Below are 14,382 nucleotides of genomic sequence, written 5' to 3'. Positions count from 1 at the left end.
GTTTCGGGTGTGGCCACTACACACGGAACCCGAGCAACTCTCGAGAAGCAACCGCACGAAGTCGCGTCGATGTTCGACGACGTCGCGGAGCGATACGACCTCACCAACACCGTGCTGTCCTTCGGCCAGGACAAGGGTTGGCGCAAGGCCACCCGCGAAGCCCTCGACCTCAAGCCGGGCGAGAAGGTACTCGACCTCGCCGCCGGAACCGGAGTCTCGACCGTCGAACTGGGGCGCTCCGGTGCCTGGTGCGTCGCCACCGACTTCTCCAAGGGAATGCTCAAGGCCGGAATCTCGCGCAAAGTTCCGATGGTCGCAGGTGACGCGATGTACCTGCCCTATGCCGACAACGTGTTCGATGCCGCGACGATTTCCTTCGGCCTGCGCAACGTCTCCGACTTCGAAGCCGGACTGCGCGAGATCGCCCGCGTCACCAAGCCGGGCGGCCGCCTCGTCGTCAGTGAGTTCTCGACGCCCGTCTTCGGGCCCTTCCGCACGGTCTACATGGAGTACCTCATGAAGGCGCTCCCGCAGGTCGCACGCACCGTCAGCAGCAACCCCGACGCCTACGTCTACCTCGCGGAATCGATCCGCGCCTGGCCGACCCAGGAAGAGCTGGCACGCAAGATCGAGGCTGCCGGGTGGAAGAACGTCAAGTGGCGCAACCTCACCGGCGGCATCGTGGCGCTGCATTACGCCACTGCCTGACCCTGCTGTGCGCCTTTATTAACCGCGGGCGGTTAATAAAGGCGCACAGCACTTGCTCAGCCGAACAGCGGTCGGGAGTCGATCTTTCTCGACGCGGCCCCCGACGCACGCCATGCCTTCGCCGTCAGATCGGCGTCGGCGTCGGTGACGAGGTTCCCCATCACCCGAACGGCGACCGTCATCAGTGCCCGTGAGCGCATCGCAATCGGGCCCGAGGCGGGCAGGAATTGCGGAACCGTCAGCAGGCCTGCGAGCCGGCGCGCGACCGAGAATGCCTGCCCGTAATGCTCCCGAAGCACGGTCGGCCACAGCTCCGTGAGGTCGTCGGCGCCGAGCTGTTCGACCACCAGACGTCCGCCTTCGAGGCCGTAGTCGATGCCCTCACCGTTGAGCGGGTTCACGCACGCTGCGGCGTCGCCGATCACGGCCCAGTTGCGTCCGGCGATGTTGGAGACGGCGCCGCCCATGGGTAGCAAAGCCGAAGCGACGGAATGTATCTCGCTGCTCCACTGCCACTCACTTCGGCGCTGGTCGGTGTACAAGTCGAGCAAGGGACGTAGGGCACCCGGCGCCGGGCGCTTGGACGTCGCCAGTGTCCCGACGCCGATGTTCACCTCGCCGGTGCCGAGCGGGAAGATCCAGCCGTACCCCGCCTGCAACGTGCCCTCGGCGTCCCGCAGCTCCAGATGCGAGGTGATCCACGGGTCGGCGCTGCGCGGCGTCGCGACATACGCGCGTGCCGCGACGCCGTACGCGGTGTCCCGGTGCCACTGCCGTCCCAGCTTCTTGCCGAGCGTCGAGCGAACGCCGTCCGCGATGATCAGCGTCCGGCAACGAAGAGTGCTGCGTCCCGAGGGGCCGGCGAGTACGACGGCGGCTACTCGATCACCGTCGAGTTCGACGTCGACGGCCTTGGTGCCCTCGACCATGACCGCGCCGGATTCGACGGCGCACCGGCGAATGGCGTCGTCGAGTTCGGTCCGGGGGATCGCACTGCCGATCGGCGGGAACGACGTCCCCGGCCACTCGAGTTCGAGTTCTTGTCCGAAGCCGGACAACCGCAGGCCCTTGTTCGTCGTATGTGACCGAACCCACTCGCCGAGGCCGAGGAGATCCAGTTCGGCTACGGCGCGCGGAGTGAGTCCATCACCACAAGTCTTGTCTCGCGGGAACACGGCAGCGTCCACCAGCACGACGTCTCGGCCGCTGCGGGCGGCCCAAGCCGCGGCCGAAGAACCCGCGGGACCTGCGCCGATGACCACAATGTCGGTTTCGGTCGGAAGCGAATCGACGACGGGGGACTGCTCTTCTACGGACACACTCACATCTTCCCAGGCTCGCGATCGCCACCGTGGCGAGGCCGTCCCGAGTGCGAACCGCTAGGTTCACTACCGTGGGAACCGAGCCGTCACTGACGACAGGAATGGGTACTGACATCGTGAGCACCGAAAAGACTGCTGCCGACGCAACCGCATCGAGCACCGTCGTTGCAGGCATCGACCTGGGCGACGAACAGCTCGCCGCAGTAGTGCGTGGTGGACTCTCCGATGTCGAGGAGTTGTTGGTCAGCGAGCTGTCCGACGGCGAAGACTTCCTCACCGAGGCCGCGCTGCATCTCGCGCGAGCCGGGGGGAAGCGCTTCCGTCCGTTGTTCACGATCCTGACCGCGCAACTCGGACCGGTGCCGAACGATCCGTCGATCATCACCGCAGCGACTGTCACCGAACTCGTTCACCTGGCGACGCTCTATCACGACGACGTCATGGACGAGGCGTCCATGCGGCGCGGAGCACCCAGCGCCAACGCCCGCTGGGGAAACAGCGTGGCGATCCTGGCCGGCGACTATCTGTTCGCGCACGCATCACGCCTGGTATCGACGCTCGGACCTGAAGCCGTTCGGATCATCGCCGAAACCTTTGCAGAGCTGGTCACCGGCCAGATGCGCGAGACGATCGGCGTCAAGAAGGAACAGGATCCGGTCGAGCATTACCTCAAGGTCGTGTGGGAGAAGACCGGTTCGCTCATCGCTGCATCCGGACGATTCGGCGGCACCTTCTCCGGCGCCGACGCAGCTCACATCGAGCGTCTCGAGCGCCTGGGTGACGCCGTCGGCACCGCGTTCCAGATCTCCGACGACATCATCGACATCTCGTCCGTATCGGCGCAGTCCGGAAAGACTCCGGGCACCGACCTGCGCGAGGGTGTCCACACCCTGCCCGTCCTGTACGCGTTCCGCGAAGAAGGAGCCGACGCAGATCGCCTGCGGGAGCTGCTCGCGGGCCCGGTCACCGAAGACGCACTGGTAGAAGAAGCTCTCGAACTGCTCGAGCGTTCGCCTGGCATGGTCAAGGCGAAGGCAAAGCTGGGCGAGTACGCAGTCTCGGCAAAGGCCCAGTTGGCCGAGCTCCCGCAGGGACCGGCGAATGAAGCGCTCGTGCGCCTCGTGGACTACACGATCGAACGAGTCGGCTGACACACCTGGGGTGGAACCCTGACGACCCTGGGTGGGAACCCTGATGACCCTGTCCTTCGTTGACTGAACAGAACCGGTGCATACGCCGGGAGTTCGGGTGAGCCTTCGGCTCCAGCGAGGCAAGAGGTGAGCAGTTTGCACGGCTACGCGAACGGTGCGAAGACATTCGGGTTGTTGGTGGGGATGTCGGCGCTGATCGTCTTCATCGGTTCGCTGTTCAACAGCCCGTTCCTTCTGTGGGGATCCGTTCTGTTTGCCGTCGGCATGAATGCCTACGTGTACTTCAACAGCGACAAGCTGGCGCTTCGATCGATGCGCGCCCAGCCCATCACCGAGGTCGAGGCACCGGCGATCTACCGGATCGTGCGCGAACTCGCCACGACGGCGCACCAACCGATGCCCAGGCTGTACGTCAGCCCCACGAACGCCCCGAACGCGTTTGCCACCGGTCGTAGCCCTCGGCACGCCGCGGTGTGCGTGACCAGCGGCATCATGCAGATCCTGAACGAACGCGAACTGCGCGCCGTACTCGGGCACGAACTCTCTCACGTCTACAACCGGGACATTTTGATCTCGTCCGTGGCCGGCGCGATGGCCAGCGTCATCTCGGGCCTGGCCAACTTCGCGATGTACGCGAGCATCTTCGGTGGCCGAGGGAACGGGCAGGGAAGTAATCCGATCGCCTTGCTGCTCGTCTCCCTACTGGGACCGATCGCGGCAACCGTGGTCAAGCTGGCCGTCTCGCGCTCTCGCGAGTATCAGGCTGATCAATCGGGAGCCGAGCTCACCGGTGACCCATTGGCGTTGGCGTCGGCGCTGCGCAAGCTCGAGTCGGGCGTGGCCGCCGCGCCGTTGCCGCCTGAGCCCAAGCTCGCGGCGCAGTCCCACCTGATGATTGCCAACCCCTTCAGAGCGGGGGACAAGGTGAGCAAGCTGTTCTCGACACATCCGCCCATGGCGGATCGTATCGAGCGTTTGGAGAAGATGGCCGGGATGTAGGGCCTTCGGCCCCTGTGCGCGGTTAGGTAGTCCCAGGACTCCTTAACCGCGCACAGGGGCGCAGCCCCTACTACCGGTAGTTCACGAACTGCAGGGCGATCCCGAAGTCCTCACCCTTGAGCAGGGAGATGACGCCCTGGAGGTCGTCGCGCTTCTTGCTGCTCACACGAAGTTCCTCACCCTGGATCTGCGCCTTGACGCCCTTGGGGCCCTCGTCGCGAATCTTCTTGGTGATCTTCTTCGCGTTCTCGCTGCTGATGCCCTGGACCAAGGTTCCGGACAGCTTGTAGATCTTTCCGGACTGCGCCGGCTCGCCGGCATCGAATGCCTTCAGCGAGATGTCACGACGGATCAACTTCTCCTTGAACACGTCGAGGGCGGCAAGCAGTCGCTCCTCGGTGTCGGCGTTCAACGTGATCGTCTCTTCACCAGACCACTCGATCGACGCTCCCGTGTTTCGGAAGTCGAAACGCGTGGTCAACTCCTTGGCAGCCTGATGCAGGGCGTTGTCCACCTCTTGACGGTCAACCTTGCTCACCACGTCGAAGGACGAATCAGCCACTTCACACTCCCGCTTTCCGGTAGTTCACGAACATCGAGTTCTGCCCACCTTCCATACCGGTGGACACCTCGACGTTATCGGGTCGGCACCGCCCGTTACCACCCGGTTTGCAAAATGGGGGTGTGTTCGTTGTATTCTTCTCACCGCACCGAGGAAGCCGTTTTCGGCCGCCGCACGTCGCGATATACTTGCGAATGCGCCGGATCGAAGCCTGGTGCAAGCACGGCAGATTGCCCGAGCGGCCAATGGGAGCGGACTGTAAATCCGTCGGCTTATGCCTACGTAGGTTCGAATCCTACATCTGCCACACCAAGTCAGCCCCGATTCTCTTTACGAGAGTCGGGGCTGACTTTTTTTGTGCTTGTTCCGAGGTCGGGTGCGCGTTGGTGACGCCGGCGTCGGCTGCGGCTCAGGGGCCTCGGGAGTGCTTCTGGGGATGGCTTCGGGGGAGTGCGGGGTCAAGTTGTTTCCCGCAAAGCCCTCGCCAGCGGCCCCGATCGGTGCAACAATGGGCTCCGGCACCATTTTTGCCCCGATGACCAGCGGATTTGGTGCTGGCGCTCGTTCGTGTGTAATCTTTCGGAGGCTTCAAGAGAGCGGCAACGCACTCCTGAGCCACGCCCCCTTAGCTCAGTCGGTAGAGCGTTTCCATGGTAAGGAAAAGGTCAACGGTTCGATTCCGTTAGGGGGCTCGCTGGATTGTGGTGCCGTGCTTTCCGCGCGACACTCGACACCGAGGCGGTGTAGCTCAGTTGGTAGAGCAAACGACTCATAATCGTTGCGTCGCCGGTTCAAGTCCGGTCACCGCTACACAATATGCATGATCCACCCTGATTGTTCGTAATCAGATACACCCGAAAGAAGGCATCCCGTGGCCTCCTCGACCGACGTTCGGCCCAAGATCACCTTGGCCTGCGAGGTATGCAAGCACCGCAACTACATCACCAAGAAGAATCGGCGCAACGACCCCGATCGCCTGGAGCTCAAGAAGTTCTGCCCCAACTGCGGAACTCACCAGTCGCATCGCGAGTCGAAGTAGTAAGTCCTTAACAGGACGACGATTTTCGCGGAAGACCCTCTCGGGGCCTGCGTCTTCGGGTCCTAGCTAGAAGAGAGTCTCACCGCGTGACAGATTTGCAAGAGAACCAGGCAGCGGCCGAGGTCCCTACGGACCCGGCCGCTCATGCCGTCCAGATGGTCGGTCACCACTATCGTGTCGAAGACTTCTACGAGGTCGGACGCGAGAAGGTGCGCGAGTTCGCTCGCGCCGTCCAGGACGCGCATCCTGCGCACTACGACGAATCGGCAGCCAAAGGCCTCGGATACGACGGCCTGATTGCTCCCATTACGTTCGTCGCCATCGTGGGTGCCATTGCTCAGCGACGTCTGTTCGAAGAGATCGTCACAGGCTACGACTTGAGTCAGATTCTTCAGACCGATCAGCGACTGGTGCTGCACAAGCCCATGCAGGTCGGTGACCGACTCTTCTGCGATGTTTTCCTGGATTCGTTCAGGCAGGCCGCAGGTAGCGACATCATCGTGACCAAGAACATCATCACCGATCAGAACGACGAAGCAGTTGTCACCACGTGGACAACGCTTGTTGCTCGAACGGGTGGGGAAGTGGACGAGAACATCGCCCACGCAGTCAAGGACGTGATGATGCATGTCGCTTCGTAAATTTTCCGACGTGAGTGTCGGCGAACTTCTCCCCGAGAAGTCCGTCACCCTGACGCGTGGAAACCTCGCCAACTACGCGGGTGTTTCGGGAGATCCCAATCCGATTCACTTCAGTGACGAGGTCGCACGACTTGCCGGCTTGCCGGACGTCGTCGCGCACGGCATGCTCTCCATGGGCATCGGTGCCGGCTACGTCACCGAATGGCTGGGGGATCCGGGCGCAGTGACCGAGTACAACGTACGGTTCACGAGCCCGGTGATCGTGGCAGCCGACAAGGCTGCCGAGATCGAGTTCACCGCCAAGGTGAAGTCGATCGACGAAGAAAGCAAGACCGCAGTACTGGCAATCGTGGCCAAGTCCGAAGGTAAGAAGATCTTCGGTCGTGCCACCGCCACGGTCCGTCTAGCCTGATCGCAGGGCGGATTGTGTTTGTTCCGGGGCTTTGAAGTACACTGAGATTTCTGGGATTCCTCAGCGCTGCGCGCTGCCCTGAATGTTGCGAGACATTCACCTCGGGTAGCGCGTATGTTGTGTGATCGCAGAACGGTTGATTCAGGCAGGGTCCACCTGTCGATGTCAACCAAAGGGGCGTAGCTCAACTGGCAGAGCAGCGGTCTCCAAAACCGCAGGTTGCAGGTTCAAGTCCTGTCGCCCCTGCCCCCGGATGCCAGCGACTGAGAGGAACGACGTGAGCGAGGAGCGCGCCAAGCGCGACGCCGACACTTCGGATGCGGAGACTTCAACGTCTGCCGATTCGACCGGTGTCGACGACACTGCAGCTGACGCGACTACGCGTTCCGATCTGTCGTTGGACAAGGACGGTGCCGAGAAAGCTCCCTCCGCATCCAGTGGGGTTTCCAACAAGCCGACCGGCAAGCGCGCTGCACGCGGCGCCTCGGTCAGCGCGTCCACCGTGAAGACTCCGGCCCGGACGGCATCCCGGACATCTTCGGCCAAGCCGACTGCAACGAACCCCGGCAAGAAGCCCAAGGCGAAGAAGGACAACATCTTCAAGCGCCTGCGCAAATTCTTCCGCGAGGTCATCGCAGAACTCCGTAAGGTCATCTGGCCGAACCGCAAGCAGATGATCACCTACACCAGCGTCGTGCTGACGTTCGTGGTCTTCATGGTCGCTTTCATCAGCGGCGTCGATATCGCTGTGATCAAGGGTGTCACCTGGCTGTTCGGCTGATCGCCGTAGCAGTCGGGCGTCTTTGCCTGCGAGCGCGACAAGACCCGACCCGGGTCCGAGTAACGAGAGGAAGCGAGTGCCCCAGTGAGCACCCCCGAGAACGACACGAATGAGGCTTTGGCCGAAGAGCGTGTTTCTGCCGAGGCGGCAGCCGAAGTAGACGTCGTGGTTGCCGAAGGCACCGATGCAGACGTTGCCGAAGGCACTGATGCAGACGCTGCAGCGACCGAGGACGTCATCTCCGACGATGCCGAGAACTCCGACGAGGCCGCTCCCGCCGCCGAGCTCGAGGTCGAGGATCCCGTTGCCGAACTCAAGGCTGCGCTGCGTCGCGCCCCGGGTGACTGGTACGTCATCCACTCGTACGCCGGTTACGAGAACAAGGTCAAGACCAACCTCGAGACTCGCGTTCAGAACCTCGACGTCGGTGACTACATCTTCCAGGTGGAAGTTCCCACCGAAGAGGTCACCGAGATCAAGAACGGCCAGCGCAAGCAGGTCAATCGCAAGGTTCTGCCCGGATACATCCTCGTTCGCATGGAGCTCAACGACGAGTCGTGGGGCGCAGTGCGCAACACGCCTGGCGTCACCGGTTTTGTCGGTGCCACGTCGCGTCCCTCGCCGCTGACCCTCAACGAGGTCGTCAAGTTCCTGCTCCCGCAGCAGGAGCAGAAGAAGCAGCAGGCTGCAGCGGCCGCCGTCGCAGCAGGCGAGGCACCGTCCGAGTCCTTCGGCAAGCCCCTCATCGAGGTCGACTTCGAGGTCGGCGAGTCGGTCACCGTCATGGACGGCCCGTTCGCAACCCTTCCGGCCAGCATCAGCGAGGTCAACGGCGAGCAGCAGAAGCTCAAGGTTCTCGTGTCGATCTTCGGTCGTGAAACCCCGGTTGAGCTCAACTTCAACCAGGTCGCGAAGATCTGACCACCCCAAAACTTGCAATTTGTTCGACGCAAGACACACACCCAAGCTAGAAACTAGGAACTAGAGATGCCCCCAAAGAAGAAGAAGCTCGCCGGGCTCATCAAGCTGCAGATCCAGGCAGGTCAGGCTAACCCTGCACCTCCCGTGGGTCCCGCGCTCGGTCAGCACGGCGTGAACATCATGGAGTTCTGCAAGGCCTACAACGCGGCGACTGAGTCCCAGCGCGGCAACGTTGTGCCGGTCGAGATCTCGGTCTACGAAGACCGGACCTTCGATTTCAAGCTGAAGACCCCTCCCGCCGCCAAGCTGCTCCTCAAGGCAGCCGGCGTCGCCAAGGGCTCCGGCGAACCGCACAAGACCAAGGTTGCCTCGGTGACCATGGATCAGGTGCGCGAAATCGCGAAGACCAAGGCTGAAGACCTCAATGCCAATGACATCGAGCAGGCCGCGAAGATCATCGCCGGCACCGCTCGTTCCATGGGCATCACGGTCCAGGGCTAATAGTCCGCTCCACAGCACTACGTGGGAGGGCCGGCCAGGCCCCGACCACAACTGAACCATTCACCACTGCACAGGTAATTCGCTGCAGTGATAAGTAAGGACAGAACAAATGGCAAAGCGCAGCAAGGCGTACCTCGCCGCCGCTGAGAAGATCGACGCAGACAAGCTCTACAGCCCGCTTCAGGCTGCAAAGCTCGCCAAGGAGACGTCGTCCACCAAGATGGATGCAACCGTTGAGGTTGCAGTTCGTCTGGGCGTCGACCCCCGTAAGGCTGACCAGATGGTCCGCGGAACGGTCAACCTGCCCCACGGCACCGGTAAGACCGCTCGCGTCATCGTGTTCGCTGTTGGCGAGAAGGCAGCAGAAGCCGAGGCTGCAGGCGCTGACGTAGTCGGTGCAGAAGACCTGATCGAGCGCATCCAGGGTGGATGGGTCGATTTCGACGCCGCAATCGCGACTCCTGATCAGATGGCCAAGGTCGGCCGCATCGCCCGTGTCCTCGGACCGCGTGGCCTGATGCCGAACCCGAAGACGGGCACCGTCACGGCGGATGTCACCAAGGCTGTCAACGACATCAAGGGCGGAAAGATCAACTTCCGCGTCGACAAGCAGGCCAACCTGCACTTCGTCATCGGCAAGGCATCGTTCGACGATGAGAAGCTGGTGGAGAACTACGGCGCAGCCCTGGACGAGATCCTGCGTGCGAAGCCCTCGTCGGCCAAGGGTCGCTACGTGAAGAAGATCACGGTCTCGACCACCACCGGTCCGGGCATCCCGGTGGATCCGAACCGTACTCGCAACCTCCTCGAGGATGCTGCAGACGCGTAAGCAGTCCGCATACGAACAAGAAGGCCGGCAGGGATCACTCCCTGCCGGCCTTCTTGTCTGTTTCGGGAGAGGGTGATCCCTGCCGGTGGTATCGGTCCAACGGTGGTATCGATCCAACGGTGGCATCATCGGGGTATGCACGAAGCGTTCCAGTTCCTCGGAAACTTTTGGTGGCTGATCTTCGTTTTCGGCGGCACCATCGGTGGGGCGCTGAAAGGTGTCGCGGTTGCCAACGAAAGGCGGATCGAGCGCCGGCAAGAGCGCTTCCGGCTCAAGCAGGAGACCAAGGTCGCCATCGCGCAGGCCAACGCACAACATCACGCCGACGAAGAAACACAGCGCCGAGAGCTGGCCAAGGCCATCGAGCAGCACGATGCGGTCGACGCCCGATGGTTCTCGTGCGAGCTCGATCCGGTCACACTGCTCGACACTCCGATGATGACGGACATGCGTGAGCCTTTGACGGCCGATTTTCATCGAGCCAAATATCTAGCCGATCTGCTCCGTCCAGGCAATCCGGAGACGATGATCGGCAACCAGCAGGCACAAACCGAGTACCGCGAGGCGGTGCACGCTTACTCGATCGCCTTCGAGATCGCGGAAGCGGAGGCGAAGCGTCGCCGACGGGGCGGATTCACCCTCGACGAACAAGAGCGCCTGGTAAGGGCGCAACGTCTGCTGCGCCTGGCCATGGACGATGGCGCGACGCCACAGGAACGTCAGAGTGCGTATCGGAAGGCTCACAAGGAACTCGACGGGCTGCTGGTGCTGCCGGACCGAGCTCGGGCAGAGATCGAACACAAGATCGCCAGGGCCATCGGTGCTTGAAGAAACCGGGTGCTTGAAGAAACCGGTTGCTTGAAGAACCCAGCTGCGTGACGAGGCCGATTTGGTTATGCAGCGAGTAGTCAGGTAGTCTTCGACGCGGAGTTCAGTGCTGGATATGAACTTCACCCCAAAATCATGTTCTACCCAAGACCGTTGGTGATTGCACTCAGTAATGAGTGTGGTTGAAAGTCCGGGAGTGCCCGGCGGCCCACGTAGGTGAACGAGGTAGGGGGATAGCTTGATGTAGTGGTTCTACAGTTTGCCTGGTTATGCACTGCTTTGCGTTGCATCGTTACGCTGATTCGTAAGCCTCTTCTTCATGTTTCCTCTGTACGCCCCGTGCGCTTGCGCCGGGGCGTTTTGCATGTCGCGGACTGTGTCTTCTCGGGTTCACCCCGATGAGGTGCAGCGGTTCCTGAGTGGGACAACGACTGTCACGAGAGGAGGCGAAGTATGGCAAAGCCTGAGAAGGTTTCCGCAGTTGCGGAAATCACCGAGCAGTTCAAGGGTTCGACCGCCGCTGTGGTCACGGAATACCGTGGCCTTTCGGTTGGCAACATCACGACACTGCGACGCGCTCTCGGAGAAGGTGCCACCTACTCCGTCGCCAAGAACACCCTGGTCAAGCGTGCCGCCGCAGAGGCTGGCATCGAGGGCCTTGATGACCTGTTCGTTGGTCCGACCGCCATTGCATTCATCAAGGGCGAACCGGTCGACGCTGCGAAGGCTCTGAAGAACTTCGCTAAGGACAACAAGGCGCTCATCATCAAGGGCGGCTACATGGACGGCGCTGCGCTGTCCGTGGAAGAGGTCAACAAGATCGCGGATCTCGAATCCCGCGAAATCCTGTTGGCAAAGCTTGCCGGCGCGATGAAGGGCAACTTGGCAAAGGCCGCAGGCCTGTTCAATGCTCCCGCTTCGCAGATGGCCCGTTTGGCCGCTGCCCTGCAGGAGAAGAAGGCCGCAGAAGGCGGAGCCGCAGAGGCCCCCGCAGAGGCTGCCACCGAGGCTCCGGCCGAGGCCGAAGCCGAAAGCTGATCCGCACCCGCGCATCACTGCTATAACCCCGCCCGGTCGCGGATCAGCGACATGGGACTTACAGGAAGGACCGCCACAATGGCGAAGCTCAGCACCGAAGAGTTGTTGGACCAGTTCAAGGAGCTCACCCTCCTCGAGCTCTCGGAGTTCGTTAAGGCATTCGAGGAGACCTTCGAGGTCACCGCTGCTGCTCCCGTCGCCGTCGCCGCTGCAGGCGCACCGGCTGCCGGCGCAGAAGCTGCTGAAGAGCAGGACGAGTTCGACGTCGTCCTCGAGTCGGCTGGCGACAAGAAGATCCAGGTCATCAAGGTCGTCCGTGAGGTCGTTTCCGGCCTCGGCCTGAAGGAAGCCAAGGACCTCGTCGAGAGCGCTCCGAAGGCTATCCTCGAGAAGGTTGCCAAGGACGCCGCAGAGGCTGCCAAGGAAAAGCTCGAAGCTGCCGGCGCAAAGATCGTCATCAAGTAAGACGGTTTTCCCGCTGCTCTTCGCGAGTAGTAACGAAGAGGGCCACTCCCCACGGGGAGCGGCCCTCTTTTTTTGAACTTTTTTCGCGGGTGATATGTCGGAATCCATGCAGGTGGGAGGGGTGCCCGAACTAGGCTGTGACCTGAATTATGCTTCTTCCCTACTCGTTAGTAGTATTCGCAGTCACGGGTACCACTCCCATGCGATAGAGTGACCCAACCCACACGGGTGCATGCATGCAACGGACGTCGCGGAGGTAATGGTGGGAGTCGAGGTAGCGGTACAAGGACTGACAAAGTCTTTCGGGTCGCAGAGGATTTGGCAGGACGTGTCGTTGACACTTCCCGCGGGTGAGGTCAGCGCACTGCTCGGGCCTTCGGGTACCGGTAAGTCGGTGTTCCTGAAGTCCCTGATCGGACTGCTCCGCCCTGAACAAGGCTCCATTGTCATCGACGGCACGGACATCCTGCAGTGCTCCTCCAAGGAGCTCTACGAGATCCGCAAGCTGTTCGGCGTTCTGTTCCAGGACGGCGCACTGTTCGGCTCGATGAACTTGTACGACAACATCGCATTCCCGCTTCGTGAGCACACCAAGAAGTCGGAATCCGATATCCGCAAGATCGTGATGGAGAAGCTCGATCTCACGGGTCTGGTCGGCGCCGAGGACAAGCTTCCCGGTGAGATCTCCGGCGGTATGCGCAAGCGTGCCGGTCTTGCGCGTGCACTCGTTCTCGATCCCGAGATCATCCTCGTCGACGAGCCTGACTCCGGTCTGGATCCGGTGCGTACGACGTACATCAGCCAGACGCTGATCGACATCAACGCCCAGTCGGACGCGACGATTCTGATCGTCTCGCACAACATCAACCTCGCACGCACGGTGCCGGACAACATCGGCATGCTCTTCCGTCGTCAGTTGGTGATGTTCGGTCCTCGTGAGGTGCTGCTCACCTCTGACGAGCCCGTCGTCAAGCAGTTCCTCAACGGAACGATGATCGGTCCGATCGGTATGTCGGAGGAAAAGGACGAGGCTCAGATGGCGCACGAGCAGGCGCTCGTCGACGCCGGTCACCACGCCGGTGGTGTCGACGACGTCGAGGGCATCGTGCCGCAGATGAAGGCCACCCCCGGAAACCCGGAGCGTCAGGCTGTTCGTCGTCGCCAGGAGCGCGTCCGCCAGATCATGCACACCCTCCCAGCTAACGCTCAGGCGGCAATTCAGGACAGCCTCGACGAGGTTGACGGAACTGGGCAGTACGCTCCCCAGTACGCCGACGCGAGCGGCTATCAGGGGGAGTGGAACGACAACTCGCAAGACACGCAGGTCATTCCTGCATACGAGGGCGATCCCTACGGAAACACGACACACGGGCAAGGGTAGGCATATCGGATGGGGGTTACCCGCAACTCGGTTCTGAGTCCGGTCAACGGAGCATTAACTCAGGCCGGAAACATCGTCGAACTGTTTGTCGACGTCGTCAGGAATACGTTCCGGCGTCCATTTCAGTTCCGTGAGTTCATCGAGCAGGCCTGGTTCATCGCCAGCGTGACAATTTTGCCGACGGCATTGGTAGCCATCCCTTTCGGCGCCGTCGTCTCACTGCAGACCGGTTCGCTGATCAAGCAGTTGGGTGCAGAATCGTTCACCGGCGCTGCCAGCGTCCTGGCGGTGATCCAGCAGGGTAGCCCTCTGGTGACAGCATTGTTGGTCGCCGGTGCGGCCGGATCGGCCGTGACGGCCGATCTCGGTTCTCGAACCATTCGCGAAGAGATCGACGCGATGGAAGTCCTCGGAATCAATCCGATTCAGCGACTGGTGGTTCCGCGTGTACTCGCGATGGTGCTGATCGCTGTGCTGCTCAACGGACTGGTGTCCGTAGTCGGTATCGCGGGTGGTTACTTCTTCAACGTGATCCTGCAGGGCGGTAACCCCGGTGCCTACATCTCGTCGTTCTCAGCTTTTGCGCAGCTACCGGACATTTGGAGCGGTGAGATCAAAGCCGCGGTGTTCGGTGTCATCGCCGGTGTGATCTCCGCGTACAAGGGACTCCACCCATCCGGTGGCCCGAAGGGCGTCGGTGAGGCGGTGAACCAGGCCGTCGTCATCACGTTCCTGCTGTTGTTCTTCGCCAATCTGATTCTGACGATGGTGTACCTCCAGATCGTGCCGGCGAAGGGATCTTGA

17 protein-coding genes and 4 tRNA genes are annotated in these 14,382 nt (G+C 61.8%); 19 read left to right on the top strand and 2 right to left on the bottom strand.

The window, feature by feature from the left end:
- Nucleotides 1–9 precede the first annotated feature (9 nt).
- Complete coding sequence (locus tag RE4_RS17880; RefSeq protein WP_003941879.1) at nt 10–708, top strand: demethylmenaquinone methyltransferase; 699 nt, start codon at nt 10–12, stop codon at nt 706–708.
- 56 nt (nt 709–764) lie between these two features.
- Here RE4_RS17880 and RE4_RS17875 read toward each other — a convergent pair whose 3' ends face one another.
- Nucleotides 765–2,027 carry a geranylgeranyl reductase family protein gene (locus RE4_RS17875; protein ID WP_021343459.1) on the bottom strand — a complete coding sequence of 421 codons (1,263 nt, stop codon included), beginning with the start codon at nt 2,025–2,027 and terminating at the stop codon, nt 765–767.
- 104 nt (nt 2,028–2,131) lie between these two features.
- Here RE4_RS17875 and RE4_RS17870 point away from each other — a divergent pair, with 104 nt between their 5' ends.
- Nucleotides 2,132–3,181 carry a polyprenyl synthetase family protein gene (locus RE4_RS17870; protein ID WP_020906817.1) on the top strand — a complete coding sequence of 350 codons (1,050 nt, stop codon included), beginning with the start codon at nt 2,132–2,134 and terminating at the stop codon, nt 3,179–3,181.
- A gap of 135 nt (nt 3,182–3,316) precedes the next feature.
- Complete coding sequence (htpX, locus tag RE4_RS17865; RefSeq protein WP_007728460.1) at nt 3,317–4,180, top strand: zinc metalloprotease HtpX; 864 nt, start codon at nt 3,317–3,319, stop codon at nt 4,178–4,180.
- 70 nt (nt 4,181–4,250) lie between these two features.
- Here htpX and RE4_RS17860 read toward each other — a convergent pair whose 3' ends face one another.
- Nucleotides 4,251–4,742, bottom strand: a complete 492-nt coding sequence (locus tag RE4_RS17860) for a YajQ family cyclic di-GMP-binding protein (protein WP_003941854.1) — start codon at nt 4,740–4,742, stop codon at nt 4,251–4,253.
- 224 nt (nt 4,743–4,966) lie between these two features.
- On the opposite strand from RE4_RS17860, the gene RE4_RS17855 reads away from it, so the two are divergent.
- From RE4_RS17855 to RE4_RS17780, 16 genes are all read left to right on the top strand, one after another.
- Nucleotides 4,967–5,049 (top strand) — tRNA-Tyr (locus RE4_RS17855).
- 312 nt (nt 5,050–5,361) lie between these two features.
- Nucleotides 5,362–5,434: transfer RNA gene (locus RE4_RS17850), tRNA-Thr, on the top strand.
- A gap of 45 nt (nt 5,435–5,479) precedes the next feature.
- A tRNA-Met gene (locus RE4_RS17845) sits at nt 5,480–5,552 on the top strand.
- A gap of 61 nt (nt 5,553–5,613) precedes the next feature.
- The gene (rpmG, locus tag RE4_RS17840; protein ID WP_003941903.1) at nt 5,614–5,781 is read left to right on the top strand and encodes a 50S ribosomal protein L33; all 168 of its coding nucleotides are present in this window, start codon (nt 5,614–5,616) and stop codon (nt 5,779–5,781) included.
- A gap of 86 nt (nt 5,782–5,867) precedes the next feature.
- Nucleotides 5,868–6,422: a (3R)-hydroxyacyl-ACP dehydratase subunit HadA gene (hadA, locus tag RE4_RS17835; protein WP_019744315.1), complete on the top strand. Its 555-nt coding sequence runs from the start codon at nt 5,868–5,870 to the stop codon at nt 6,420–6,422.
- Complete coding sequence (gene hadB, locus RE4_RS17830) at nt 6,409–6,834, top strand: (3R)-hydroxyacyl-ACP dehydratase subunit HadB (RefSeq protein ID WP_003941909.1); 426 nt, start codon at nt 6,409–6,411, stop codon at nt 6,832–6,834. The genes hadA and hadB overlap by 14 nt, the downstream gene beginning before the upstream one ends.
- Nucleotides 6,835–7,007: 173 nt before the next feature.
- A tRNA-Trp gene (locus RE4_RS17825) sits at nt 7,008–7,080 on the top strand.
- 31 nt (nt 7,081–7,111) lie between these two features.
- The gene (gene secE, locus RE4_RS17820; protein ID WP_020968963.1) at nt 7,112–7,615 is read left to right on the top strand and encodes a preprotein translocase subunit SecE; all 504 of its coding nucleotides are present in this window, start codon (nt 7,112–7,114) and stop codon (nt 7,613–7,615) included.
- Between the two features lie 84 nt (nt 7,616–7,699).
- Nucleotides 7,700–8,536 carry a transcription termination/antitermination protein NusG gene (gene nusG / locus RE4_RS17815; RefSeq protein ID WP_003942049.1) on the top strand — a complete coding sequence of 279 codons (837 nt, stop codon included), beginning with the start codon at nt 7,700–7,702 and terminating at the stop codon, nt 8,534–8,536.
- Nucleotides 8,537–8,602: 66 nt separating this feature from the next.
- Entirely contained in the window at nt 8,603–9,037 is a 435-nt protein-coding gene (rplK, locus tag RE4_RS17810) for a 50S ribosomal protein L11 (RefSeq protein WP_003941896.1), read from the top strand.
- A 109-nt stretch (nt 9,038–9,146) separates the two neighbouring features.
- Entirely contained in the window at nt 9,147–9,866 is a 720-nt protein-coding gene (gene rplA / locus RE4_RS17805) for a 50S ribosomal protein L1 (protein ID WP_003941982.1), read from the top strand.
- 135 nt (nt 9,867–10,001) lie between these two features.
- On the top strand, nt 10,002–10,694 hold the full coding sequence (locus tag RE4_RS17800; protein ID WP_060939059.1) for a hypothetical protein: 693 nt from the start codon (nt 10,002–10,004) through the stop codon (nt 10,692–10,694).
- Between the two features lie 453 nt (nt 10,695–11,147).
- The gene (rplJ, locus tag RE4_RS17795; protein ID WP_003942074.1) at nt 11,148–11,732 is read left to right on the top strand and encodes a 50S ribosomal protein L10; all 585 of its coding nucleotides are present in this window, start codon (nt 11,148–11,150) and stop codon (nt 11,730–11,732) included.
- A gap of 78 nt (nt 11,733–11,810) precedes the next feature.
- A complete protein-coding gene (gene rplL, locus RE4_RS17790) occupies nt 11,811–12,197 on the top strand; it encodes a 50S ribosomal protein L7/L12 (RefSeq protein WP_003941857.1) in 387 nt (128 codons plus the stop codon).
- Between the two features lie 259 nt (nt 12,198–12,456).
- Nucleotides 12,457–13,578 (top strand): ABC transporter ATP-binding protein, encoded by a 1,122-nt coding sequence (locus RE4_RS17785; RefSeq protein ID WP_024487305.1) that lies wholly within the window; start codon nt 12,457–12,459, stop codon nt 13,576–13,578.
- Nucleotides 13,579–13,587: 9 nt separating this feature from the next.
- A complete protein-coding gene (locus RE4_RS17780) occupies nt 13,588–14,382 on the top strand; it encodes an MlaE family ABC transporter permease (protein ID WP_003942038.1) in 795 nt (264 codons plus the stop codon).

Source organism: Rhodococcus erythropolis NBRC 15567 (assembly GCF_001552595.1).
GTDB lineage: Bacteria > Actinomycetota > Actinomycetes > Mycobacteriales > Mycobacteriaceae > Rhodococcus_F > Rhodococcus_F erythropolis.
This window is presented reverse-complemented; position numbering and strand designations above follow the sequence as displayed.